Origin of the sequence: Duganella guangzhouensis, from assembly GCF_009674535.1 — a bacterium.
Lineage (GTDB): Bacteria > Pseudomonadota > Gammaproteobacteria > Burkholderiales > Burkholderiaceae_D > Rugamonas > Rugamonas guangzhouensis.
The window spans coordinates 346021-370737 of sequence record NZ_WKJK01000007.1 but is presented as its reverse complement, the minus strand read 5'-3'; the positions used below and the strand labels follow the sequence as shown (position 1 = coordinate 370737).

The window sequence follows — 24717 nt, the reverse complement described above, 5'->3', positions numbered from 1 at the left end:
GCCCCCGCCGCCGGCAGCGCGCTGGCGCGCCACCGCCGCGTGCTGCTGTTGCGCGACGGCGCCCGCGTCGCCGCGCTGCAGGTCGACGCGCTGGAACCGATGGCCTCCCTGCCGTCCAGCGCCGTGATCCGCCTGTGCCACGACGACGACCCCGATCAGCTATTCCACAGCGCCGCCGTGCTACCCGACAGCGGCGCGCTGCTGGCGTTGCTGGACGTGGCCAGCCTGTTCGACCTGTCACGCAGCTGGTGCGACGCCGCCGGCCTGGCCGCCGACCATGCCACCAGCGCGGCCAACGACGCCGCCCACGCCGCCGACGCCCAAACCTGGGCACTGATCGACGCCTGCGGCGAAACGCTGGCGCTGTGCGCCGAACACGTGGCCGAAGTGCTGCCGATGCCGCCACTGCAAGCCTTCATGGGCGGCAGCGGCGTCGCGCTGTGCCAGTGGCGCGGCGGCCACCTGGCCGTGCTGCCGCTGCCACGCCTGCTGGGCCGCGACGACCATCCGCCGGCGCCGCTGCTGGCGGTGCTGCGGCTGGGCGAACACACGCTGGGCCTGCCGGTGAAGGAAGTGCGTGAACTGCGCCAACTGCCAGCCGCGCCGCAAGGCGTGCGCAGCGAAGGCGCCGGCCGCCTGCCGTGCCTGACCATCCACGACGCCGACGGCGCCACCCTGCGCCTGGTCGACAGCGCCGCGCTGTTCGCCATGCATCCCGAATCCGCGCTCAACCTGGAGCCCGAGCCGCAGCGCGGCGGCGGCGAGCGCAACGAACAAACCTATATGGTGGTGGACGCCGGCGGCAAACTGGCGCTGCCGATCGGTGCCTGCGAGGAAGTGCTGCAAGCCGCGCCGGAAGAATGCGTGCCGGCGCCGGACGGCGGCCACGCCACGCTGAATTGGCGCGGCGGCACCATCGCCGTGCACGACCTGCGCCAGCCGGTCGGCAGCGCCAGCCGGCGCGGCAAGGTGGCGCTGGTGGTGCTGCGCACCGACAGCGCACCGGTGGCGCTGGCGGTCGACCAGGTGGTGTCGATGATCCCACCCGGCGCGGCCGAACTGAACCGCCTGCAGCGGGCCGGCGAAACAGTGGAACTGCTGATCCTGTCCGACGACAGCGGCAGCGCCACCTACCGCGTGGCCGATCCGGCCAGCCTGCTGCGGCGCGTCGCCTGACAGCGTGGCGGCAGGGCGGCAGGGCGGCCGCAGCCCGTGATGGCGGGCGCGCGACCACCCGGCCCGAGCGCCGCCCGGCCTGCATCGCCGCAAAATGCACTACAATCGCCGGGTTGCAGCGATCGCCATGAGTAGCCATTGACCCAGCCATCCCCCGCCAGAAAATCCCGCAAAGCGCCGTCCGACGAGGCCTTGCTGACGGCCGCCTGCGCCATCGTCCAGCGCGACGGCCTGGCCGGACTGACCCTGCGGCCACTGGCCGAAGCGCTGGGCGTCTCGGTGACGGTGCTGAGCAACCACTACGGCGCGCGGATCGACGTCATGGCCGCCGTCTGCCGCGCGGCCAGCGCGCAGGAGCGCGCGCTGCTGGACGGCTGGCACGCCACGCTCACCACGCTCACCACGTCAGCCACGCCTGGCGCAGCCGGCGCGCCTGGCACGGCCGCTGCCGCGCCGCTTCCCCAAGCCACCGCCACGCCGTGCCCGCTCTCGCCCATCATCGCCGCCGAGCTGGCCGAAGCCATCCTCGACGACCTGGCCACGCGCCAGCGCGCCGTTTCGCTGCTGTATCTGGAAATACTGCACGCCTGCAGCTGGGACGCCACCTTGGCGCCGGCGTTCGCCACCTGGTCGCAAGCCAGAAGCGCGTTCTGGCAAGCCTTCGCAGCGCAGGCCGGCCTGTCGCCATTGCTGACGGCCAGCGGCTGGTGGCAAGGTTACGTCATCGCCGAACTGGCCTACAGCATGGCGCTGAACGGCCAGCCCAGCTACCGCCTGTTGCGCCGGCTGTGCCTGCGTCGCCTGTGCGCCGGCGGCCTGGCCGCCGCCAACGACAACAGCGACGCCGCGCTGTTTGGCGTGCTACAACAGCAAATGAGTTATGACCACGCCGTCCCGGCGCCGGCGCCGGCAGCCGACTGGTCAGCCGAGGCCGCGCGCGCCAGCGGCATGCGGCTGGCGGCGCAGGGCGTCAACGGCGTCACCCACCGCGCGGTGGCGGCCGACATCGGCATTCCGCACACCACGCTGAGCTACCGCTATCCCACCCAGCACGAACTGGTCAGCGCCGGCCTGGAGTCCATCATAGCCCACATCCTGGCCGCGATGGACGCCGACGACCTCGACACCTTGCAGCGCAGCCGCAGCGAAAACCAAGGAAAAAAACTGGACTTGGCGCGCGCCAGCTTCGCGGTGGCGCTGGCCGCCACCCGCATGCCCGAACTGGCCAGCCGCACCCTCAGCATGCGCAGCCGCCGTGGCGGCAACCTGGTCAAAGTATTCCGCAAATACCTGCCGGACGCACAAGGCATCGACGCCCTGTGCGCCCAGGTCGTGTCGCTCGGCCTGCTGGGCCTGACCAACACCGAACCGCCCGGCGAGGCGTCCGAACAAACGGTCGCCACGGCGTTTGGCGCGGCCGCGCGCTGGTTAGCGCAAACTCACTCGGCGTAAGCCCACAGATCGACCAGCGCGCTGCCGCTGTAGGTCAGCAGACGGAAGGTCGCCGGCGCGTAGTCGCTGTCGACCAGCAGCACCCCGCTCGACTGCGCCGGCAGATCGCCGCAGCCCGACGTGGTCAAGGCCAGCGCCAAAGTGTTCGGCAGCGTGCCGGCCGTCACCTTGCCGGACACTTTACAAGCCGTGCTGCCGGCCGTGATATCGCCGCCGCTGCCGATGGTAAAGGCCGCCGCCGTGCCGCCGCTCAAACGCAGCGTATAGCTGCGCGCATAATCGGCCACCGCCAGCGTCTTGCTGGTCAGGCTGACGTTGTTGTTGAGCGTGACCGCGCTGTCGCCGCCGGTGGCCGGTATCGCCAGCCAGCTGGCGCCGGCGGCGCGGCTGAACACCTGCGACGCCTGCTGCGATGAATTGTTGAACACCACCAGCCGGCTGCCATCGGCCGCCGCATAGTACTTGCCCTCGACCGGGCTGGCCGTATCGCCGATGCTGACCGCGTACACGCCAGCCGCCAGATCGGTGACGCTGGTCTTGGGCGTGCTGTCGGTGCTGTCGCTGCTGCTGCCGCAGGCCGCCAGCGCCGCCAGCGCGGCCGCCGCCGCCAGGGTAGAAAGATGTCGTTTCATGGCGCGGCTCACTGGGCAAACAGATCACGCAGACGCAGGCGCAGCCACTGCTGGCCGGCTGGACGCTGCTCGTAGCCGACCTGCATCGCGGTCACCGCCACCTTCTTGTTGTACACCACCGCCTCGTCTTCCGCCTGATCGGCGGTTGGCGTGCCACCCACCGCAGCGGTGATGCCCCATGGCGCCGCGCTGGTGAATTTCAGGCTATAGATATCGTAGGTGCCCTGGCGCGAGAAGGCCCAGGCGGTGCTGGTGGTGGAGCCGGTCGGGAAATTGACGTTCAGCGCCAGACCGGTCGGCAGCAGCGCCGAAGTACCGGCCTTGGCCTGCAGCGCGCTCAGCAGCTTGGTGGTCAGCTGGGCGACGATCTTCGAATTGGCGTTGGCCAGGCTGGTGTTGTCGACGGTGTCGTTGCCGGCGCTGAGCGCGATGGCCGGAATGCCACGGCCGGCCGCGAACTGGGCGTTGCCGATGGTGCCGGAATTGATCACCAGCTTGCCGACGTTCTGGCCCTCGTTGGGGCCGGACAGCACCAGATCCGGCGCCTTGCCCCAGCGCGCCGTCGCCAGCACATCCAGGCCATACATGGTGGCCATCACCGGCGTGCCGTGCACGTAATTGAAATCGCCGCCGGTATAACCGCTCTTGGTGAACGGACCGACCGCCGGCGCGCCGGTGACGGCGGCGCCGTTGTGGCAACCGCCCTCGGCCTCGATCTGGGTCTTATCGTTGTCGGCGATGATGGTGGAGGTGCTGTACATCACGATGGCGCCGGAGCGGCCGCTCTGGCCGGTGCACGGCACCGACACGATCACCGAGTGACCGTTGGATTTCAGTTCATCGTACAGCGCCTTGAGGTTGCTGGTCAGGCCATCATCGTTGGTCAGCAGAATATTCAGGGCGAAGGCGGGGCTGGCGCAAACGGCCAAACCGGCACCCAGCAGCAGGCGGTGGTTCATGGATTCCTCATTTTGTCTGAAATGGAAGGCGTGATCTTAGGCCGTGTTTATGACCGTGATATGACATGTGTACGGTAAACGTGATGGAAAAATAGGTTAATAAAATACAGGTGTACCAAATCGCGCGCGCAACGGTTCCGGCCGCACGGCTTCAGTGCTATGCTTGTATAGGCGCAACTGCGTTGCCGACGGGGAGATGGCATGTCGTGGTCTTGGCTGGAACAGCGCAAGCGGCCCACTGTGTGGGCGGTCTGCTTTGTGCTTTTCATTACGGTGGTGATCGCCAGCATAGAAATCTGGAGCCGCCGCCTTGCCTGGGACAGCGAACTTAAAACCGGCCGCACCGCCACCGAAAACATCGCCCAGGCCACCAGCGAGCATGCCGCCGAAACCCTGCAGATGCTATCCGGCTTGCTCGATGGCCTGGTCGAGCGGGTGATGATCGACGGTACCAGCGGCCCCGGCGGCGAACGCCTGCGCCGCTACATGATGACGCGGCTGGGCAACCATCCGGCGCTGCAAGGCTTGTTCGTCTACGACAGCGCCGGCAACTGGCTGGTCAGCACCGCCAGCCTCAACGACCAGCCGCCCAGCAACCACGACCGCGCCTATTTCCTCTACCACCGCGCCCACGCCGACGACTTGCCCCACGTTGACGGCCCGGTGCTCAGTCGCTCGTCCGGCGAATGGGTGCTGACGCTGTCGCGCCGCCTGAACACCGCCGATGGCCGCTTCGACGGCGTGGTGCTGGCCACCATCCCGGCGCGCTATTTCCTGCGCTACTACCAGCAGTTCAACATCGGCCAGCGTGGCTTGCTGCTGCTGGCGCGCAGCGACGGCACGGTGGTGGCGCGCCTGCCGGCCGCGATCGACACCAGCGGCAGCAATATCAGCGACCGGCCGATCTACCGTCACATGCAGGCGCACCCGGCGCAGCACGACACGGTGATGTTGCGCTCCACCTTCGATCAGACCCTGCGCCTGTTCAGCTATCGCCGGCTGGCGGCCTATCCGCTGTTCGTCGCGGTCGGACTGGCCAAGGAGGAGCTGTTTGCCGACTGGTGGACGGTGACGCTGCAGGAAACCGCCGCGCTGCTGGGCATGCTGGCGGTGATCTACGCCATGGTGGCCGGCCTGTTGATGCAACTGCGCGCGCGCGAGGAACTGGAGGAGTCGCTGCGGCGCGCGCACGCGGAGCTGGAGCTGCGCAACCAGGAACTGGACCGGCAGGCGCACACCGATGGCCTGACCGGGGTGCACAACCGGCGCCACCTGGACGAACTGCTGGCGATTGAAACCGCGCGCGCGGTGCGCGAGCGCACGCCGCTGGCGCTGGCCATGATCGACGTCGATTTCTTCAAGCGCTACAACGACCACTACGGCCACGCCGCCGGTGACGATTGCCTGCGCGCGATCGCCAGGGAGCTGACGCACACCGTCAACCGTCCGGCCGATCTGGTGGCGCGTTTTGGCGGCGAAGAGTTCGCGATCCTGATGCCGAACACCGGCGCCGACGGCGCCCAGGTGGTGGCCGAAGCGGCACGGCGCGCGGTGGCCGAGGCGCGGCTGCCGCATTGCGGCCATCCGGAAGGCATCGTCACCATCAGCGTCGGCATCGCCGTGATCGAAGCGGCGCAAGCGGCGCCGCCGCGCGCGCTGGTGGAAGCCGCCGACGCCGGCCTGTACGCCGCCAAGGCCGCCAGCCGCAACTGCGTCCGCGCCGGCACGGTGCGCGCGCCGGCCAGTGAGCCCTGCAAGGCAGAGCAACTATAATGGCTTGATGAACCCATCCAAGCCCTCCATTTTCCGCTTGCGGATCACCTCCAAGCTGTTCCTGGCCATCCTGCTGTGCTGCGCGGTGATCGCGGTGGCGATGACGGTGGCGTCGATGGCCAGCTTTGGCCGTGGTTTCATCGGTTATCTGAACGAGCAGGAAGCGCAGCGCATCGCCTCGCTGCAGCCGACGCTGAGCAAAGCCTATCTCGAACACGGCACCTGGAATTTTTTACGCGACAATCCGCGCGCCTGGTTTTCGCTGCTGGAGCCGGACAGTGCGCCGGAGCAGCCGGACAACGGTCTGCCGCAGCCGCGCCGGCGGGTGGTCGAAGCCGACCTGACCGGCCTGAATATGCGGGTCAGCCTGCTCGATGCGCAGCGCCGGCTGGTGATCGGCAATCCGCTGATCAGTTCTTTCGCCGCTTTTCACCCGATCAGCGTCAATGGCGCGACGGTGGGTTGGGTGGCGCTGATGCCGTTTCAGGAAGTGACCACCGGCGCCGGCAAACGCTTCCAGCAACAGCAGCAGCAGGCTAACTGGATCATCGCCGCGATCGGCATCGCGCTGGCGGCGGTGGCCGGCTGGCTGTTGTCGCGCATGATACTGGCGCCGGTCAAGCGGCTGGCGGCGGCCACGCACCGGTTGGCGTCCGGCGATTACAGCACGCGGGTGGCGCCCGGCGCGCAGGATGAACTGGGCGAGCTGGCGCAGGACTTCAACCAGCTGGCGCTGACGTTGGATAAGAACGAATCGCTGCGGCGCGATTTCATGAGCGATGTGTCGCACGAGCTGCGCACGCCGCTGGCGGTGCTGCGCGGTGAGCTGGAGGCGATCGAAGATGGCGTGCGGCCGCTGTCGATGGCGGGCGTGCAGTCGCTGAAGGCGGAAGTGGCGACGCTGGGCAAGCTGGTTGACGATTTGTATGCGCTGTCGCTGGCCGATGCCGGCGCGCTCAGTTACCGCATGCAGCCGCTGAATGTGGTGGAGCTGCTGCGGGTGCTGCTGTCCGCGTTTGAGCCGCGCTTTTCGGCGCGCGAGATCCGCGTCAGCCTTACAGCCGGCGAGCAGCCGGAGTGCGAGGGCGATGCCGACCGCTTGCGTCAACTGTTCAATAACCTGCTGGAAAATTCGCTGCGCTATACCGATGCCGGCGGCGAGTTGCGCGTGACCGCGACCGTGGCCGGCGGCCAGTTGCAGCTGGACTTCAGCGACAGCAAGCCCGGTGTGCCGGACCACCAACTGGCGCTGATGTTCGAGCGCTTCTACCGCGCCGACCCATCGCGCAACCGCAGCACCGGCGGCGCCGGGCTGGGACTGGCGATCAGCCGCAATATCGTGGAAGCGCATCAGGGCCGCATCACGGCGCAGGCGTCGCCGCTGGGCGGCATCTGCATCAGCGTGACCTTGCCGCTGGCGCGCCGCCCCGCATCCGCCGCGCACGAAGGAGGCGCCGCATGAGCCAAACCGTGTTGATCGTCGAGGATGAACCCAAGCTGGCGGCGCTGATGCAGGATTATCTGCACGCCTCCGGCTTCCAGACGCGTCACATCGCCAATGGGCTGGAAGTGCTGCCTGCGGTGCGCGCGGCCATGCCGGACCTGGTGCTGTTGGATTTGATGCTGCCGGGACGCGACGGCGCCGACATCTGCCGCGAGCTGCGCACGTTCAGCTATGTGCCGGTCATCATGTTGACGGCCAAGGTGGAGGAGGTGGATCGTCTGCTGGGATTGCAGCTGGGCGCGGACGACTATATCTGCAAGCCGTTCAGCCCCAAGGAAGTGGTGGCGCGGGTGCAGGCGATACTGCGTCGCGCCACGCAGTGGCAGACCGCGCCGCCGGACGCGGCGCCGGCCACGCCGGCCGGGCTGGTGATCGACGATGCGCGCTACAGCGCCAGTTTCGCCGGCCAGCCGCTGGAGCTGACGCCGGTGGAGTTCCGGCTGCTGAAAACCCTGAGCGCGCAGCCGGGGCGGGTGTTCAGCCGCGATCAGCTGATGAACAATCTGTATCAGGATGACCGCGTGGTGACCGACCGCACGGTCGACAGCCATATCAAGAACCTGCGCCGCAAGCTGGACGCGGTGTCGCGCGAGCGCGAGATGATACGCTCGATCTACGGCGTCGGTTACTGCTTCGACGCCTGAAGTGGCGCGCTTGCCGCATCGGCACCGCCGCCCAGCACTTTGTACAGCGTGACGCGGTTGGTCTGCTCGGCCAGCCGCAGCGTGATCGCGGTCTGCTGCGCGGTGTACAGCGAACGCTGTGAATCCAGCACGTCCAGATAACTGGCGCCACCGTTGCGCTGCATCGCGGTCGACAGCTGGAAGCTGCGATCGGTCGCCGCCACCAGCGATTGCTGGGCCGCCAGCTTGTCCGCCATGACCGCGCGCGCCGCCAGCGCATCAGCCACTTCCTGGAACGCGGTCTGTATGGTCTTCTCGTACGTCGCCACCTGAATCTGCTGCGTGATCTTGGCCGCATCCAGCGTGGCCTGATTGCTGCCCGCGTTGAAGATCGGCAGGCTGATGGCCGGCGCAAAAGTCCACGCGCCGCTGCCAGCTGCGAACAGGCCACTGAGTGCGCTGCTGGCGGTGCCGGCGCTGGCGGTCAGCGTAATGCTGGGGAAGAAGGCGGCGCGCGCGACACCGATATCGGCGTTGGCCGATTTCAGCGTATGCTCAGCCGCCAGCACGTCTGGCCGGCGTTGCAGCACACTGGATGGCAGATCACCGGTCACGCCCACCAGCACGCTGGCGTTGGCGGCATCCGGCGCGCCGGCGCTGGCGTCGGGCAGCAGCGAGACGGGAACGGCGGCGCCTACCAGCAACGTCAAGGCATTGCGGTCCTGCGCCACCTGGGTTTGATAGGTGGCCACGTCAACGCGCGCCGATTCGACTGTGCTCTGAGTCTGCGACAACGTCAGACCTGAAGTGCCGCCCAGATCGTGGCTGGCCTGCTGCAGTTCATAGGTCTGGCGCTGGCTGGCCAGGGTCTCCTGCGCCAACGCCAGGCGGGCCTGATCGGCGGCCAGCGTCAGCCAGGCGGTGGCCACTTCGGCCACCAGACTGATTTGCGTGCTGCGTTTGGTCTCGGCCAGATTCAGATAGCTTTGCAGCGCTTCTTCGCTCAGGTTCTTGGCCTTGCCGAAGAAGTCCAGCTCATAGCTGGTCAGACCTACCGTGGCGGTGGCGTCGCTGCTGGTACTGCCGGCGCTGTGGGTACGCGTGCTGCCGCCGCTGACCGAGATGACCGGATAGCGGGCGGCGTCCTGTACGCGATACTGGGCGCGGGCCTTGTCGATGTTAAGCGCGGCCACGCGCAGATCGCGGTTGTTTGCCAGCGACAGCGCCACTACCTGGCGCAGGCGGTCGTCGGCAATGAAGTCGGACCAGCCCAGTTGGTCGGCGACGACGGCCAATGGCGCCTCGGCCGCAGCCGCGTGGTTGGCCGGGGCGCCCGCGCTGGCTGGCGCATCGCTGGTGTTGGCGGTCGCAGTTTGCGGCCAGTTATTGGCGACTGGTGCGTCGGGGCGCTGGTAAGTCGGCGCCAGGTTGGCGCAGCCGGACAGCAGCGCCATCGCCAGCGTGGCGCACAACAGCGTGGGACGAAGAGTAGGGCGCATCATACTTTTTCCAATACAAGTTCGGTAGCAGGCGCGGATTCGCCACGCGAGAAGAAACGGCGAATCAGCACAAAGAACAGCGGCACGAAGAAGATGCCCAGCACCGTGGCCGACACCATCCCGCCCAACACACCGACACCAATCGCGCGCCGGCCGCCGGCGCCGGCACCGCTGCTGATCGCCATCGGCAGCACGCCGCAGATGAAGGCGAACGACGTCATCAAAATCGGACGCAGACGCAAACGCACCGCCGCCAGCGTGGCCGCGATCAAGTCCATGCCCTGCTCCTGCAGCATCTTGGCAAACTCCACGATCAGAATCGCGTTCTTGGCCGCGAGGCCGACGGTGATCAGCAGACCCACCTGGAAGTACACGTCATTCGACAGCCCCGCCAGCGTGGTCGCCAGCAGCGCGCCAAACACACCAACCGGCACCGCCAGAATCACCGAGAACGGCACCGACCAGCTCTCATACAACCCGGCCAGGCAGAGGAACACAAACAGCACCGAAATCGCATACAGCAGCGGCGCCTGTGAGCCCGACAGCTGCTCTTGATATGATGCGCCAGACCAGGAATAGCTGATCCCTGCCGGCAGCTGCTTGACGATGGACTGCACCTCCTTCATCGCATCGCCCGAGCTGACGCCGGCCGCCGGCGAACCAATGATCTCGATCGACGACATGCCGTTGTAGCGGTCCAGCTGCGGCGCGCCAAAGGTCCAGCCGCTGGTGGCGAACGACGCGAACGACACCATCTCGCTATCCGAATTCCGCACATACCATTTGTCGATATCCTGCGGCTGCATACGGAACGCACTGTCCCCCTGCATGTAGACCTTTTTCACGCGGCCGTTGTTGAGGAAGTCGTTGATGTAGCTGCCGCCGATGGCCGACGACAGCGTGTCGTTGATATCGGTGGTGGCCAGATGCAGCGCGCCGGCCTTGGCATCGTCCACCGTCACGCTGAACTGCGAAGTGTCGTCGAGGTCATTGGCGCGGGTCTGCGCCAGCAGCTTGCTGTTGGCGGCCAGCTTGAGGAACTGCTGCTTGGCTTTCACCAGCGCCGCGTGTCCCAAGCCGCCAACGTCCTGCAACTGCACGTCGAAACCGGCATTGGAGCCGAGGCCGCGCACGGCTGGCGGCAGCATCACGAAGATCTGCGCATCGCGCACCTTGCTCATGCCGGCGGTGATGGTGCGCGCCACCGAAGCCGCATCATGGCCCTTGCCGGTACGCTCGCTCCAATCCTTCAGCGTGATGAAGGCATTGCCGCTGCCTTGGTCGCCACCCAGACCGGTGATGGTCATATAGCTCTTCACGTCCGGCTGCTTGGCCAGATACTGCTCGAATTCCGTCATGGTCTGCTTCAGACGGCCGGCGGTGGCGCCGGCCGGCATCTTGATCGCGGCCATCAGCACGCCCTGGTCCTCATCCGGCAGGAAGGATGTCGGCAGGCGCGCGAACAGGCCGGCCATGCCAATCGCCAGCAGTGCGTAGATCACCATGCCGCGGCCACTGCGGCGCAGCAGCTTGCCGACGCCGGACTGATAGCGCTCGGCGTTGCGGTCGAAGGCGCGGTTAAACCAGCGGAAGAAGCGCGCCAGCGGGCCATTGCCCTCGTGCGCGGCATGGCCGGGCAGCGGCGCCTTCAGAATGCTGGCGCACAGCGCCGGCGTCAACGTCATCGCCACCAGCACCGACAGCAGCATGGCCGAGACGATGGTGACCGAGAACTGGCGATAAATCACACCAGTCGAGCCGCCGAAGAAGGCCATTGGAATGAACACCGCCGACAGCACCAGCGCAATGCCCACCAGCGCGCCGGTGATTTCGCTCATCGACTTGCGCGTCGCTTCGCGCGGCGACAGGCCTTTCTCGTGCATCACCCGCTCGACGTTTTCCACCACCACGATGGCGTCATCCACCAGCAGGCCGATTGCCAGCACCATGCCGAACATGGTCAGCGTGTTGATCGAATAACCGAAGGCCGCCAGCACGCCGAAAGTACCCAGCAGCACCACCGGCACCGACACACCGAGAATCACCGTGGCGCGCAGGTTTTGCAGGAACAGGTAAATCACCAGCACCACCAGCACGATCGCTTCAACCAGCGTCTTCACCACTTCCTCGATGGAGATGCGAACGAACGGCGTGGTGTCGTAGCCGATCACCGCCTTCATCTTGTTGGGGAAGTAGGGCTGGAGCTCGGCCAGCTTGGCCTTGACTTCCTTGGCCACGCTCAGCGCGTTGGCGCCGGTGGCCATCTTGATGCCCATGCCGGCCGCCGGCTTGCCGTTGTAGTTGGTGGTGATGTCGTAGCTGGCGCTGCCCAGTTCCACCCGTGCCACGTCGCCCAGCGTCACCACCGAACCATCGGTGCCGGTCTTCAGCACGATGGCGCGGAACTGCTCCGGCGTTTTCAGCTTGCTGCGCGCGCTGATGGTGGCGTTCAGTTGCTGAGTGCCGGGAGCGGGCAGGGCGCCCAGCTGGCCGGCCGATACTTCGGTGTTCTGCGCCTGCACCGCCGAGCTGACGTCGGATGGCATCAGCGCGTATTTATTCAGCTTGTCGGCGTCCAGCCAGATGCGCATGGCGTAGGCCGAACCCATGGTTTGCACTTCGCCCACGCCGTCCAGGCGCGCCATCACGTCCACCAGATTGCTGGAGATGTAGTCACCGATATCGGTGGCACTGGCGCTGCCGTCTTCGGATACCATGGTAATCATCATCAGGTAATCGGTGCCGCTCTTGGTCACCGTCACGCCCTGGTTCTGCACTGCGGTCGGCAGCTGCGACAGCGCCTGCTGCAGCTTGTTCTGCACCTGCATCTGCGCCACGTCCGGATTGGTGCCGGCGTCAAAGGTCAGACGCACGGTGGCGGTGCCGGCCGAGTTGCTGCTGGAGGTCATGTAGGTCAGGTTGTCCAGCCCCTTCATCTGCTGCTCGATCACCTGCGTGACCGAGTCTTCGATGGTTTTGGCGGAGGCGCCGGTGTAGGTGGCGCTGATCGACACCGTGGTCGGCGCGATCTGCGGATACTGTTCCAGCGGCAGGCGGCTGATCGACAGCGCGCCGGCCAGCATCACGATAATCGCGAACACCCATGCCAGGATGGGTCTATCGATAAAGTACTTGGCCATGATTTACTCCTGTGTCGTCGCGGCGGCGACTTTTTTGGTGGCACTGATCATCAGCGTCGACGCCACCGGCTTGACCACATCGCCCACATTGGCTTTCAGCGAACCTTCAACGATGACCTGCTGACCGGCCGCCAGGCCGCTGGTGACCTGCCAGGCGTTGCCGATGGCGCGATCGACGGTGACGCTGCGTTTCTCGACCTTGCCGCCAGCCCCCACCACCAGCACCGACGCGTCGCCGGACGAGGTGCGCGTCAGCGCCTGTTGCGGCACCAGCAGCGTCTTCGGCGCCACACCTTCATCGATCACCGCGCGCACGTACATGCCCGGCATCAGCAGCCCGTCCGGATTCGGCACCACCGCGCGCAGCGTGACCGCGCCGCTGGTGGTGCTGACGGTAGCGCCGCTGACCTGCAGCTTGCCTTCGTGCGCGTAGGTGCTGCCGTCTTCCAGCACGATGTGCAGCTTGGCCTGGCCGTCGGCGCTGTGCGCCAGCTTGCCGGCCGCCAGTTCCTGCTTGAGGCGCAGCAGCGCGGCCGACGATTGCGGGATGTCGACGTACATTGGGTCGGTCTGCTGCACCGTGGTCAGCGCGGTGGTCTGGTTGGCTTCCACCAGCGCGCCCGGCGTCACGGTCGAGGTGTCGACACGGCCGGCGATCGGCGCCGTGATGCGGGTGTAGGACAGATTGATGCGTGCCGTTTCCAGCGCCGCCTGCGCGGTGCCGACATCGGCCTGCGCTTCCGCCAGTGCGGCCTGGCTGTCGTCGCTGGTCTGCTTGCTGATGGCATCGATCTTCAGCAGCGCGGCGTTACGCTCGGCGGTGGTCTTGGCCGAGGCCAGCGTGGCCCTGGCTTTCACCAGGCTGGCCTGGGCGCTGCCGTAGGCCGCCTGGTAGGTGGCCGGATCGAGTTGATACAGCGGCTGGCCGGCCTTGACCTGGGTGCCTTCCTGGAACAGCCGCGCCTTGATGATGCCGCCGACCTGCGGCCGGATTTCCGCGCTCAAGTAGGCTGCGGTGCGGCCTGGCAGTTCGGTGGAAATCACCTGATCCTGCTCCTGCAGCGTGACCACGCCAACTTCCGCCGGCGCGCGCGCCGCCTGCTGCGATGGCGGCGCGTTGTCCGCCGCGCTATTGCCACAACCTGCCAATGCGGCGCACAGCACGGTCAGCGCCAGAGGGAACACATGGGTTTTCTTGAACGGGATATGCATGGGGAATCCTTTAATGGTTACCCCAAGTATGCGAGTCAAATGTGCAGGAAAAATGGAGGGCGCGCCTCCAATTGTGCAGAAAGATTATCGATCAGGCATCGCCGCGCGCCTCGCGCCGCAGCGATTGCGGACTGACGCCGCATTCGCGCACCAGCACTTCGCGCAGATGGCCACGATCGCGGAAGCCGGTTTCACGCGCGATCACTTCGAGCGGATGGCGGCCGCGCTCTATCATGGTGCGCGCCGCCTCCAGACGCAACTGCTCGATCGCCTTGGCCGGCGATTTCCCGGTCTCGGCCTGGAAGATGCGGCCGAACTGGCGCGGGCTCAGATTGGCCGCCCTGGCCAGGTCGTCGACGCGGATCGGTTGCGCCAGATGCTTGCGCGCGTATTCCAGCGCGGTTTGCACCCGGTCCGATTTGGGGGCCAGTTTCAGCATCGCCGATTGCTGCGATTGTCCGCCTGTGCGGCGCTGGTTCATCACCAGCACGCGCGCGACGGCGGTGGCGATTTCCGGTCCCAGGTCTTTTTCCACCATGCCCAGCGCCAGATCCATGGCGGCGGTCAGCCCGGCCGAAGTCCAGATCGGACCATCGACGATGAAAATGTGGTCGGCTTCGATGCGCGCCTCGGGACAGAGGCGCTGCAGCGCATCGGCATAGGCCCAATGCGTGGTCGCGCGCCGGCCATCCAGCAGGCCCGCTTCGCCCAGTACAAAAGCACCGGTGCACAGACCCACCGTGCGGCGGGAAAGCTGGTTTGCCTGGTGGATGAACCGCAGCTCTTCCTTAGGGATGAGGCGGCGGGTCGGGTCGACCACGCCGCTGACCATCCAGCTGTCCGCCTCGCTGCCGTCACCGACTGCCTGGGTGCGCACAAACACGCCCTGCGACGAGTGCACCTCACCGCCACCAAGCGAGTAATTCCGCACCTCGTAGACCGGTTCGCGCGCCACCACGTTGGCGAATTCGAAGACGGATTGCGTGCCCAGAGCCATGACCTGGAACTCGTCCGTCAAGAAGTAGCCAATCCTGTGCATCGCGCCGATTCCGTGTCGTGTCCGAAAACCTGATTATAAATGGCGTTTGAAATGTTTGCCCGAGCAGGGATCATTTGCCATTTCTAGCTCCGCCTCAAACTAATGGAATCGACATGACCGATCTGATTGACCTTGCCTTGCAGGCCGCCGGTGGCCTGGAACGTTTTCGCAGCTTCCGCAGCGTCTCCGCGCAACTGCACCACAGCGGCATGCTGTGGCCACTGAAGCAGCGCGAAGGCGTGCTGACCGACGCCCGCGTCACCGTGCAGCTGCATGAGCAGCGCGTGTCGCACGGCCCGTTCGCGCCGACGCGGGACCATTCGGTGTACACGCCGTCGCGGGTGGAAATCCGCAGCCCGGACGGCAGTTTGGTGGAGGCGCTGGATCAGCCACGCGCTTCGTTCGCGGGCTTTGAAATGGAAACGCCGTGGAGCAATCCGCAACTGGCCTACTTTGCCGGCTACACCATGTGGACCTATCTGACTTCGCCATTCCTGCTGCGCCATCCTGGCGTGGAGGCGCGGGAAATCGCACCGTGGCTAGTGGATGGCCTGCCGTGGCGCCGGCTGCAGGTGGACTTCGCGCCGTCCATCGCCACCCACAGCCAGCGCCAGATCTTTTACTTCGACGCCGACGGCCTGCTGCGCCGCCACGATTACGAGGTCGACATCCAGGGCCGCAACGCGGCGGCGCGCTACCTCGGCGACTACATCGAGGTGCAGGGCATCCGCATGCCGACCCGCATGCGCATCTATCCGCGCACGCCGGACAACCTGGCGCTGCCGGAACCGCTGATTGTCGGTGTCGACCTGTCCGACATCCGTTTTGAATGAAAGGGAAGAGCATGAATCAACCACCGACATACCGCGCCATGCTGGCCACCGCCGCCGGCAAGCTGACACTGGTCGAGCGCCCGCTGCCGGCGCCGGGCCATGGCCAGGTACGCATCCGCGTCGAAGCCTGCGGCGTGTGCCATTCAGATAGCGCTACCGTGGAACGCGCTACCGTCGAAGGACCGCACCTGGTGCCCGGCCACGAAGTGGTCGGCCGCATCGACGCGCTGGGCGAAGGCGTCAGCGGCTGGACGCTGGGCCAGCGCGTCGGCGTCGGCTTCCTGGCTGGCGAGGATGGCAGCTGTCCATCGTGCCGCCATGGCGATACCGTCAATTGCAGCAATCCGGTCATCACCGGCATGACCACCGACGGCGGCTACGCCGAGGCGATGATCGCGGAAGCGCGCGGTCTGGTGCGGATACCGGAGGCGCTGGCCTCGGTGGAAGCGGCGCCGCTGCTGTGCGCCGGCCTCACCACCTTCAACGCGCTGCGCAACGCCGGCGCTCGTGCCGGCGACCTGGTGGCGATCCATGGCCTCGGCGGCCTGGGTCACCTAGCGGTGCAGTTCGCGCGCAAGATGGGCTTCCACACGGTGGCGATCGCACGCGGCGCCGACAAGGCACCGCTGGCGCGCGAGATGGGCGCGCACCACTACATCGACGCTGACACCGAGAACGTGGCCGAAGTGCTGCGTGGCCTGGGCGGCGCCCACATCATCCTCGGCACCGCGCCGACCGGCAAGGGCATGGCGGAGCTGGTGCCGGCGTTGCGGGCGCGCGGCAAGTTGATCGTGGTGGCGGTGCCGCAGGACGCGCTGCCGATCAACGCGGTGGACCTGATCTTCGGCGGCCGCTCGGTGGTGGGCGCGCTGACCGGCACCGTGGCCGACAACGAAGAAACGCTGGCCTTCGCCGGCCTGCAGGGCGTGCACCCGCTGATCGAAACCTTCCCGCTGGAGCAGGCGCAGCACGCCTATGACCGCATGATGCGCGCCGACGTGCGTTTCCGCGCCGTGCTGGTGATGAACACTTCCCAACCTTGAAAGGCTGATGACGATGAAAGCGATTGTTTACGATAAAGCCGGTTTGCCGATCACCGATCCGCAAGCCCTGTACGACACTGAGCTGCCGCAACCAGCGCCGGGCGCGCGCGACCTGCTGGTGCGGGTGGAAGCTATCTCGGTCAACCCGGTTGACTCCAAACTGCGCCAGGGCGTGCAGCCGCCCGGCCCGCGCGTGCTGGGCTGGGATGCGGCCGGCGTGGTAGAAACGGTGGGCGCCGAAGTCACGCTGTTCAAGGCTGGCGACCAGGTCTGGTTTGCCGGCGACATCACCCGCGCTGGCAGCTACGCCGAGTACACGCTGGTGGATGAGCGCATCGCCGGCCATCGTCCGGCCTCGGTATCGGCGGCGCAGGCGGCGGCACTGCCGCTGACCAGCATCACCGCGTGGGAGCTGTTGTTCGACCGTCTCAAGGTGGCAGAGGGCGGCGGTCAGGGCCAGAACCTGCTGGTGATCGGCGCCAGCGGCGGCGTCGGCTCGATCCTGGTGCAGCTGGCGGCCCGGCTGACCGGGTTGACGGTGGTCGGCACCGCCTCGCGCGCGGCTTCGCAAGCCTGGGTGCGCGAGCTGGGCGCACATCACGTCATCGATCACAGCCAGCCGTTTGCGCCGCAGCTGAAGGCGATCGGCGTCGAACAGTTCGACCACGTCATCAGCCTGACCCATACCGACAGCTATTACGCGCAAATCATCGAGGTGCTGAAGCCGCAGGGCCAACTGGCGCTGATCGACGATCCGGCCACGCTGGACGCCATGCCGCTGAAGCGCAAGTCGATTTCGCTGCATTGGGAATTCATGTTCACGCGCTCGATGTACCGCAGCGTGGACATGCAGGCGCAGCACGCGCTGCTGGAGCGCATCGCCGCGCTGATCGACAGCGGTGCGATTCGCACCACGGTCGGCGAGCAAATGGGCGCCATCAACGCAGCCAATCTGCGGCAGGCGCACGCCATCATCGAAAGCGGCAAGACGGTCGGCAAGATCGTGCTGGCCGGCTTTTGAAAGTGATAGAACATGACAGCACGTACCGAATATGTTGACGTCAGCGGCGTCCGCACCGCCTACCGCCGGCTGGGCCGCGCCGAGGGCACGCCGCTCCTGTTGCTACAGCACTTCACCGGCACCATGGACAACTGGGACCCGGCCGTGGTCGACGCGCTGGCGGCGCGGCGTCCGGTGATCCTGCTGGATAACGCCGGCGTTGGCGCCTCGCATGGCGCAACCCCGGACAATGTCGACGCCATGAGCGCGCACGTCATCGCCTTCATTGAGGCGCTTAAGCTGCCGCAGCTCGATGTGCTGGGCTTCTCACTGGGCAGCTTCATCGCCCAACAGATCGCGCAACGCCGTCCGGAACTGCTGCGCAAGATCATTTTGGTGGGCGGCTGTCCGCCGGGGCAGGGCGCGGCCACCTTCCATCAGGTGATCGCCGCCGTGGCCGACAAATCCGGCGCCGACGTGCTGCTGCAGCTGTTCTTCACGCCGACCGCCGCCAGCCAGGCGCTCGGCATGGAATTCGTGCAACGCCTGCGCTTCGGCGACGAGCGCGGCCCGAATCCGCCGCAGCAGGTGTTCAACGCCCAGTACCAGGCGATTGCCGACTGGTGTGAGGCGCCGTTCGACGCGGCGGCGTTGCGCACGATCCGCAATCCGGTGCTGGTGGTCCAGGGCAGCAACGACACCATGTTCCCGACGCCGCAATCGGTGCTGCTGTTCGACAGTCTGCCGAATGCGCAACTGAGCCTGTATCCGGATTCCGGCCATGCCTCGCTATTCCAGTATCCGGCGCTGTTTGCCGAACAAGCCAACTACTTCCTCAACTGAACAGGACCACCACCATGCACGAACTGCTACATCACATCATCGAAGCCCACGGCGGCATGGAGCGCTGGAACAGCTACACCACGCTGAGCGCCCATCTGTCGCAAGGCGGCATCCTTTGGCCGCTGAAAGGCAAGGGCGGCATGCTGGACGAAGTGGACATCCAGATCCAGCTGCACCAACCCTGGACCTCGCACAGTCCCTTTGGCGATCCGCAGCGCCGCACGGCGGTGACGCCGCAGCGGGTGGCGATTGAAACCAGCGCCGGCGCATTGGCCGAGGAACTGGCGGCGCCGCGCGCCAGCTTCGCCGGCCACCAGCTGGACACGCCGTGGAGCGACACCCAACTGGCCTACTTCGTCGGCTACGCGATCTGGAACTACTTCACCATGCCGTTCACGCTGGCCATGCCAGGCTTCGGCATCACGGAGCTGCCGGCCTGGCAGGAAGACGGCCGCACGCTGCGCCGGCTGCGGGTGACGTTTCCACCGCAACTGGCCACCCACAGTCCGGTGCAAACCTTCTACTTCTCGGAAGACGGCCTGCTGCGCCGCCACGATTACGAGGTCGATATCGCTGGTGGCGCGCCGGCGGTGCATTACCTGTCGGAGCACGTCACGGTGCAGGGCATCACCATCCCGAGTCGCCATATGATCTACGTGCGCGATGCCGATGGCGGTCATCAGCCGGAGCCGCTGGTGGTGGCGATCCAGGCCAGCGCCATCCGGCTGGCCTGAGCGGAGGGGAGGCTATGACGCAAGCGCATCCCCTGAAAGTGAGCATCCGCCATCGCGAGATCATCGTCAGCGCCGGGTTGGCGGCCTTGCTGGCGGCCTGTCCCGGCATCGAAGTGGCCGATGACGCCGAGCTGGTGGTCACCGACTATGCCGACGCCATGGCGCGGCTACAGCGCGGCGGCGGGCCGGCCGAGCGGATCATGATCGTGACCCAGCGTGAACGCGAATGGGACGTGCGGATGGCGATATCGGCCGGCGCCCACGGCTATCTGCCGCAGCAGTGCGATGCCGAGGAATTGCAGGCCGCGCTGCGCACCATCGGCGGCGGCGAGCGCTATTTCAACAAGGAGCTACTGGCGCGCTCCGTGCAGCACCTGTCGCAAGGCCATTTCACGCTGCGCGAGAGCGAGGTGCTGAAGCTGCTGGCGCAGGGCTATTCCAATAAGCTGATCGCCCGCCAGATGGACATCGGGGTGGGCACGGTCAAATCCCACGTCAAATCGGTGTTCTGCAAGCTGGGTGCCCGTGCCAGAACCCATGCTGTGGTATTGGCGACACAGCGTGGCATCGTCTCAAACTGAAAAAAGTACCAGAGAATATCACTTTTGTTTTAGGACGCGCCGGGGGGCGATACCGTAGTATGGGAACCTGAGACAGTGACAGCGCCTGTAAAAAAGACAACAAGACGCTGGAGGAGACCCCCGATGAAGATTTTGCTAGCCGAAGACGATGAGCAGTTGGCGGCGCAGTTGGTCCGCTTGCTGGAATCGGAGAATTTCGTGGTCGATCATGCCGCCGACGGCATCGACGCCAATCACCTTGGCCTGACCGGCGATTACGATTGCGTGATCCTGGACCTGGGCCTGCCCGCGATGAAGGGCGAAACCATCTTGCAGCACTGGCGCGGCGCGCGGCGCGAATTCCCGGTGCTGGTGCTGACCGCGCGCGACGCCTGGGTCGACAAAGCGGCCGCCTTCGGCGCCGGTGCCGACGATTACCTGACCAAGCCTTTCCTGTCGCAGGAACTGGTGGTGCGGCTGCGCGCATTGGCGCGGCGCGCGCGCGGCCAGGCGGCGCAGCCGATTTACTGCGACGATCTGAGTTACCACCCCACGTCCGGCGAATTCCGCATGGCTGGCGAGCCGCTCAAGCTGACCGCGTTCGAACACCGCATCCTGGCCAAGTTGTTCCAGTACCAGGGCAGCGTGGTGTCGCGCGACCGCCTGTTCGATTCCATGTATGGCGAAAACGATATGGCGCCGGAGAATTCGCTGGAGGTGATGATAGGCCGCATCCGCCGCAAGATCGGCGCCGATAAACTGCTGACATTGCGCGGCCACGGTTATTCGCTTTGCAAGGGCGCGCAGTGAGGCTGCCGCTGTCGCTGCACGCGCGCCTTTCGGTCGGCGCGATTCTGCTGTCGGTGTCGGCGCTGACGCTGGTGACGTATTCGATCATCGACATCATCAACGGTGTATTAAGCGATAACATCGACATCGCTTTCGATGCCCACATCAACGTGATCGATCACGCGGTCGACAAGGACGGCAACTTCCATCCGGACCAGGTGGCCGGCTTCCCCGATCTGGCGGGGCCGGGCGCGCAGTGGGGGTGGCAGGTGGAGGCGGTCAACGGTCAGTGGAAAAAGGGCAGCATGCCGGCCAATACCTATTATCCGTGGCCGCGCATCCATCCGTCCGGCGGGATTTACAGTGGCATCGGCATGGCCACCGACGGCTCGGAGCTACACATTCGCCGGCTGGAGACGCGGCGCCAGGGCCACCCGGTATCGATCACCGTGATCGCCTCGTCGATTCTGATCAATGGCCCGCTGGGGCAGGCGCGTGATGCCATCTACCGCTCGCTGGCGCTGTTCATCCTGGTGCTGGTGGCCACCGCCATCGTGCAGCTGCGCTATGGCCTGCGGCCGCTGCGCCGGCTCGGCAAGGATCTGCTCCAGATCCGCAACGGCGAGGTGCAGCGGCTGCCAGATGGCCAGCCGGCCGAACTGGCGCCGCTGGCGGACCAGATCAATGGCTTGATCGCGCTGAATAACTCTGGCCTGGAAGTGGCGCGCATGAATGCCGCCAATCTGGCGCATTCGGTCAAGACGCCGCTGTCGTCGCTGATGCTGCAACTGGAGCACGAGGGCGCCAGCGCCGAGGCGCGGGCGCTGGTGGCCAGCATCTCGCAGCGGGTGGCGCATCATCTGAAGCGCGCCCGCAACGGCGCTGGCAGCCTGGGGGCGCGGGTGCGCACCGATGCCTATCCGCTGGTGGAAGCGATTCGCCCGGTGCTGGCGTCGATCCGCCGCCATCAGCCGGTGCATATCGATAACCGCTTGCCGCAGCCGACCCATATCGGCATCGATCCGGAAGACCTCAGCGAATTGTTGGGAAATCTGCTGGAAAACGCTTGCCGCTATGCCGGCGCGCAGGTGGTGGTCAGCGCGCGCGAGGATGGCGTCGACCGCACCATTCAGGTCGAGGATGACGGCGCGGGCATTCCGGCCGAGGATCTGGCGCGCGTGCTGCAACCGGGCGTGCGGCTGGACGAGGTCACCGAAGGCTATGGCTTCGGGCTGGCCATCGTGCGAGAGTTAGTGGGGCTGTATGGTGGCACGCTGGTGCTGGCGCGTTCGCCGGCACTGGGCGGTTTGTGCGCGACGTTGCGTTTTCCCAAATAAACCACTTCGTTTAGGTTCAGTTTCGCTTGGTTTGATAACTTCCTCTCCACGATAAAAGCACCATGACTACTGGTCGTGGCGCAGACAACCTGGAGACCTGTTATGAACCACCCTCGCCTGACCGAGCGCGCCATCACGCGTTCGCTGATCGCCGCCGGCATTGTGCTCGCACTGCCGCTCGGCGCGATTGCCCAAACCGCAGCCCAAACCGCCGCCATCACCGACGCTACCGCCACCAAGGCCGACGATGCGCCGGTCGAGCCGGTGGTGGTGGTGACGGCCTTCAAGCGTTCGTCGACGCTGCTGAAAACCCCGGCCGCACTGAGCGTGCTGTCGGGCGATAATCTGCGCGAGCAGGGCGTCAATGATCTGACCAATATCCAGGACGTGATTCCGGGCCTGGTGATCGCCAATACCATGGATGGCGTGCAGGTGGCGATGCGCGGCGTGCAGGCCAACGACACGTCCAGCAAGGGCGAGCAGGATATCGCCTTCAACGTCGACGGTGTCAACATCGGCCGTGGCAATGCGCGCGGCGGCGCTTTCTTCGACATCGACCGCATCGAGGTGTTGCGCGGACCACAGGGCACGCTGTACGGCCGCAGCTCGACCGGTGGCGCCATCAACGTCATCACCAACAAGCCGCAGTTGGGTCAGACCTCGGGCTACGCCAAGCTGGAATTCGGTAACTTCAACGCGCAGCGCGCCGAGGCGGCAATCAACATCCCGCTGGGCGAGATGCTGGCGTTCCGCGCCGCCGGTGTGTCCAACACGCGTGATGGCTATTCGCATCCGATCGACTACACCACTTCGTATAACGGCACCACGTACTACTTCCCGGCGTCGGCCAGCTCGGTGAAGAACGATCAGCGCGACCGCGCTGGCCGCTTCTCGCTGCTGTTCAAGCCCGTGTCGGACACCACGCTGCAGCTGACTCAGACCGTCAGCCATCAGGGCGGCACCGGCACCAGCCAGGCGTTGGAGACGCAGATGCAGGCGCATAACGATACCGGCAGCGCGGCGCTGAACATCCTGCCCAATCCGGTGCAGGCTTTCCTCGATTCGCATAACAGCAATACGGCGGCGGTGCTGGATACGCGCTTGTCCGATATTCAGTTGAAGGTGTTGGGTTCGCACCAGTATCTGAACTATCGCCAGCAGCTGCCGAGCGCGCAGGACGTATATGCGAATGGTCTGTATCGCATCACGCCGTATTTTGGTGACGATGCGTTTGGGCCAGCGTTCAACTTCCGCCTGAATCACCATCAGGTGCGCACCGACCAGTTTGAGACCACCATCGCCAACGCGGATGCCAGCACTATCGAGTATGTGGCGGGCGTCAACTGGTATCGCGAGAAGGCCGGGGAGAATGGGCAGAACTGGAATGCGCTGTTGTGGGACCCGCTGGATACGGCGACCTATCTGTCGCAATCCGGCCCGGTCAATCTGACCACGCATGAATCCAAGTCGGTGTTTGGGCAGGCGACCTGGCATCTGAATGAGCGCGTCGGCATCATTGGTGGCCTGCGTTATACGAACAGCGATGTACGCCGGGTTGGTACGTTTGCGCTGCCGTTCAATTTCAACGCTGGCTTCCCGCCGCCGCCGTATGGTGACGATCAGGGTAATGCGATCTGCGTCTACCCCAATAGCTGCGTTGGTGCCCTGAACAACGGCGAGGCCAAAGACAGCAAGGTGACCTGGAAGGTGGGTCTGAATTATCAAATGGCGCCGGAGCACCTGTTCTATACCTCGGTGGCGACTGGCTTCAAGGCAGGCGGTTTCAATGATTATGATCCTGCTACCAAGACGCTGGGACAGTATGCGGCGTCTTCGCTGACGGCGTATGAAGTCGGCTACAAGGGCCGCCTGCTGCCGGCGCTGACCTTGTCCAGCTCTTTGTACTACTACGATTTTTCGAAGAATCAGATCGCCGGTGTGACCAATTTTGTCGGTGGCCAGAGTTCACCGTACACGCAGACGGTGCCGACCAAGATTTATGGTTGGGAGAACGAGGGCTCGTACAAGCTGGCGCGCGAAACCACCTTGTCTGGATCGGTGGCGCTGCTGCATACGAAGTTTGTGCACTTCCTGGCGGGGAAGAATGCGTTCGTGGGTGATCCGATTGATTTCTCCGGCCAGGAGCTGGATTCGTCGCCCAAGCTGACGGCGACGCTGTCGATCAGCCACGCGATCAATCTGGGCAACGGGGCCAAGGTGAAGCTGCGTGCCAGCAGCAAGTACAGCTCCAGCTATCTGCTGAGCGATCTGGGGAACGGCGTGCGCTATCGTCAGCCGTCGTTCACCCGCAGCGAGGCTAGTGTGGCGTATGAGCCGGCGCAGTCCAGCGTGAAGGTGCAGCTATTTGTGACCAATATCGAGAACAAGATTCAGCGTACCGGCGGGTTGACGGGGTATGACAACAGCGGCTCGCCGTATGGTGGTTCGGGCAGCACGACCTTTAGCTCGATGCCGGCGAATAACCTGGCGTTCAACGTCAACGAGCCGCGCATGTACGGCATCCGCCTCAGCACGGACTTCTAATGACGGCGCAGACCAGGCGGGATTT

At 65.7% G+C, this 24717-nt stretch carries 20 protein-coding genes; 14 read left to right on the top strand and 6 right to left on the bottom strand.

Annotation, left to right across the window (positions count from 1 at the left end):
* Together GJ699_RS15950 and GJ699_RS15945 are read left to right on the top strand one after the other, a co-directional pair.
* Positions 1 to 1176: chemotaxis protein CheW (locus GJ699_RS15950; RefSeq protein ID WP_154377910.1), on the top strand; the 1176-nt coding region annotated here is incomplete at its 5' end.
* Positions 1177 to 1314: 138 nt separating this feature from the next.
* Entirely contained in the window at positions 1315 to 2628 is a 1314-nt protein-coding gene (locus tag GJ699_RS15945) for a TetR/AcrR family transcriptional regulator (protein ID WP_154377908.1), read from the top strand.
* On the opposite strand, the gene GJ699_RS15940 is transcribed toward GJ699_RS15945, so the two are convergent.
* Both GJ699_RS15940 and GJ699_RS15935 read right to left on the bottom strand, forming a co-directional pair.
* Positions 2616 to 3260 (bottom strand): hypothetical protein, encoded by a 645-nt coding sequence (locus GJ699_RS15940; RefSeq protein WP_154377906.1) that lies wholly within the window; start codon positions 3258 to 3260, stop codon positions 2616 to 2618. The genes GJ699_RS15945 and GJ699_RS15940 overlap by 13 nt on opposite strands.
* Positions 3261 to 3268: 8 nt before the next feature.
* On the bottom strand, positions 3269 to 4219 hold the full coding sequence (locus tag GJ699_RS15935; RefSeq protein WP_154377904.1) for a 5'/3'-nucleotidase SurE: 951 nt from the start codon (positions 4217 to 4219) through the stop codon (positions 3269 to 3271).
* A 201-nt stretch (positions 4220 to 4420) separates the two neighbouring features.
* Here GJ699_RS15935 and GJ699_RS15930 point away from each other — a divergent pair, with 201 nt between their 5' ends.
* The 3 genes from GJ699_RS15930 to GJ699_RS15920 are packed head-to-tail and all read left to right on the top strand — an operon-like array spanning position 4421 to position 8140.
* A complete protein-coding gene (locus tag GJ699_RS15930; RefSeq protein WP_154377902.1) occupies positions 4421 to 5992 on the top strand; it encodes a sensor domain-containing diguanylate cyclase in 1572 nt (523 codons plus the stop codon).
* A gap of 7 nt (positions 5993 to 5999) precedes the next feature.
* Positions 6000 to 7454: a sensor histidine kinase efflux regulator BaeS gene (baeS, locus tag GJ699_RS15925; RefSeq protein WP_154377900.1), complete on the top strand. Its 1455-nt coding sequence runs from the start codon at positions 6000 to 6002 to the stop codon at positions 7452 to 7454.
* Positions 7451 to 8140, top strand: coding sequence for a response regulator (locus GJ699_RS15920; protein WP_154377898.1), 690 nt, complete (start codon positions 7451 to 7453; stop codon positions 8138 to 8140). Before baeS ends, GJ699_RS15920 begins: the two co-directional genes overlap by 4 nt.
* Here GJ699_RS15920 and GJ699_RS15915 read toward each other — a convergent pair.
* From GJ699_RS15915 to GJ699_RS15900, 4 genes are all read right to left on the bottom strand, one after another.
* Entirely contained in the window at positions 8122 to 9621 is a 1500-nt protein-coding gene (locus tag GJ699_RS15915; RefSeq protein ID WP_308495521.1) for an efflux transporter outer membrane subunit, read from the bottom strand. The two genes, GJ699_RS15920 and GJ699_RS15915, sit on opposite strands and share 19 nt — an antisense overlap.
* Positions 9618 to 12758 (bottom strand): efflux RND transporter permease subunit, encoded by a 3141-nt coding sequence (locus GJ699_RS15910; RefSeq protein ID WP_154377896.1) that lies wholly within the window; start codon positions 12756 to 12758, stop codon positions 9618 to 9620. Before GJ699_RS15910 ends, GJ699_RS15915 begins: the two co-directional genes overlap by 4 nt.
* 3 nt (positions 12759 to 12761) lie before the next feature.
* Entirely contained in the window at positions 12762 to 13970 is a 1209-nt protein-coding gene (locus GJ699_RS15905) for an efflux RND transporter periplasmic adaptor subunit (RefSeq protein ID WP_154377894.1), read from the bottom strand.
* A 91-nt stretch (positions 13971 to 14061) separates the two neighbouring features.
* On the bottom strand, positions 14062 to 15009 hold the full coding sequence (locus GJ699_RS15900; protein ID WP_154377892.1) for a GlxA family transcriptional regulator: 948 nt from the start codon (positions 15007 to 15009) through the stop codon (positions 14062 to 14064).
* 113 nt (positions 15010 to 15122) lie between these two features.
* On the opposite strand from GJ699_RS15900, the gene GJ699_RS15895 reads away from it, so the two are divergent.
* The 9 genes from GJ699_RS15895 (at position 15123) to GJ699_RS15855 (ending at position 24692) form a co-directional block, all read left to right on the top strand.
* The gene (locus GJ699_RS15895; protein ID WP_154377890.1) at positions 15123 to 15842 is read left to right on the top strand and encodes a hypothetical protein; all 720 of its coding nucleotides are present in this window, start codon (positions 15123 to 15125) and stop codon (positions 15840 to 15842) included.
* A gap of 11 nt (positions 15843 to 15853) precedes the next feature.
* On the top strand, positions 15854 to 16885 hold the full coding sequence (locus GJ699_RS15890) for an alcohol dehydrogenase catalytic domain-containing protein (protein ID WP_154377887.1): 1032 nt from the start codon (positions 15854 to 15856) through the stop codon (positions 16883 to 16885).
* A gap of 13 nt (positions 16886 to 16898) precedes the next feature.
* The gene (locus GJ699_RS15885) at positions 16899 to 17906 is read left to right on the top strand and encodes a zinc-binding alcohol dehydrogenase family protein (protein WP_154377885.1); all 1008 of its coding nucleotides are present in this window, start codon (positions 16899 to 16901) and stop codon (positions 17904 to 17906) included.
* A 12-nt stretch (positions 17907 to 17918) separates the two neighbouring features.
* The gene (locus GJ699_RS15880) at positions 17919 to 18728 is read left to right on the top strand and encodes an alpha/beta fold hydrolase (RefSeq protein ID WP_154377883.1); all 810 of its coding nucleotides are present in this window, start codon (positions 17919 to 17921) and stop codon (positions 18726 to 18728) included.
* A 14-nt stretch (positions 18729 to 18742) separates the two neighbouring features.
* Positions 18743 to 19462, top strand: a complete 720-nt coding sequence (locus tag GJ699_RS15875; protein ID WP_154377881.1) for a hypothetical protein — start codon at positions 18743 to 18745, stop codon at positions 19460 to 19462.
* Between the two features lie 14 nt (positions 19463 to 19476).
* A complete protein-coding gene (locus GJ699_RS15870; protein ID WP_154377879.1) occupies positions 19477 to 20043 on the top strand; it encodes a LuxR C-terminal-related transcriptional regulator in 567 nt (188 codons plus the stop codon).
* A gap of 123 nt (positions 20044 to 20166) precedes the next feature.
* Positions 20167 to 20832: a response regulator gene (locus GJ699_RS15865; protein WP_154377877.1), complete on the top strand. Its 666-nt coding sequence runs from the start codon at positions 20167 to 20169 to the stop codon at positions 20830 to 20832.
* Entirely contained in the window at positions 20829 to 22148 is a 1320-nt protein-coding gene (locus GJ699_RS15860) for a sensor histidine kinase (protein WP_154377875.1), read from the top strand. The genes GJ699_RS15865 and GJ699_RS15860 overlap by 4 nt, the downstream gene beginning before the upstream one ends.
* Positions 22149 to 22250: 102 nt before the next feature.
* The gene (locus GJ699_RS15855) at positions 22251 to 24692 is read left to right on the top strand and encodes a TonB-dependent receptor (RefSeq protein WP_154377873.1); all 2442 of its coding nucleotides are present in this window, start codon (positions 22251 to 22253) and stop codon (positions 24690 to 24692) included.
* Positions 24693 to 24717 lie beyond the last annotated feature (25 nt).

Coding starts and splice junctions, on each gene's coding strand:
- GJ699_RS15940 (WP_154377906.1), bottom strand. CDS start 3,260: ATGAAACGACATCTTTCTACCCTGGCGGCGGCGGCCGCGCTGGCGGCG.
- GJ699_RS15935 (WP_154377904.1), bottom strand. CDS start 4,219: ATGAACCACCGCCTGCTGCTGGGTGCCGGTTTGGCCGTTTGCGCCAGC.
- GJ699_RS15930 (WP_154377902.1), top strand. CDS start 4,421: ATGTCGTGGTCTTGGCTGGAACAGCGCAAGCGGCCCACTGTGTGGGCG.
- baeS (WP_154377900.1), top strand. CDS start 6,000: ATGAACCCATCCAAGCCCTCCATTTTCCGCTTGCGGATCACCTCCAAG.
- GJ699_RS15920 (WP_154377898.1), top strand. CDS start 7,451: ATGAGCCAAACCGTGTTGATCGTCGAGGATGAACCCAAGCTGGCGGCG.
- GJ699_RS15915 (WP_308495521.1), bottom strand. CDS start 9,621: ATGATGCGCCCTACTCTTCGTCCCACGCTGTTGTGCGCCACGCTGGCG.
- GJ699_RS15910 (WP_154377896.1), bottom strand. CDS start 12,758: ATGGCCAAGTACTTTATCGATAGACCCATCCTGGCATGGGTGTTCGCG.
- GJ699_RS15905 (WP_154377894.1), bottom strand. CDS start 13,970: ATGCATATCCCGTTCAAGAAAACCCATGTGTTCCCTCTGGCGCTGACC.
- GJ699_RS15900 (WP_154377892.1), bottom strand. CDS start 15,009: ATGCACAGGATTGGCTACTTCTTGACGGACGAGTTCCAGGTCATGGCT.
- GJ699_RS15895 (WP_154377890.1), top strand. CDS start 15,123: ATGACCGATCTGATTGACCTTGCCTTGCAGGCCGCCGGTGGCCTGGAA.
- GJ699_RS15890 (WP_154377887.1), top strand. CDS start 15,854: ATGAATCAACCACCGACATACCGCGCCATGCTGGCCACCGCCGCCGGC.
- GJ699_RS15885 (WP_154377885.1), top strand. CDS start 16,899: ATGAAAGCGATTGTTTACGATAAAGCCGGTTTGCCGATCACCGATCCG.
- GJ699_RS15880 (WP_154377883.1), top strand. CDS start 17,919: ATGACAGCACGTACCGAATATGTTGACGTCAGCGGCGTCCGCACCGCC.
- GJ699_RS15875 (WP_154377881.1), top strand. CDS start 18,743: ATGCACGAACTGCTACATCACATCATCGAAGCCCACGGCGGCATGGAG.
- GJ699_RS15870 (WP_154377879.1), top strand. CDS start 19,477: ATGACGCAAGCGCATCCCCTGAAAGTGAGCATCCGCCATCGCGAGATC.
- GJ699_RS15865 (WP_154377877.1), top strand. CDS start 20,167: ATGAAGATTTTGCTAGCCGAAGACGATGAGCAGTTGGCGGCGCAGTTG.
- GJ699_RS15855 (WP_154377873.1), top strand. CDS start 22,251: ATGAACCACCCTCGCCTGACCGAGCGCGCCATCACGCGTTCGCTGATC.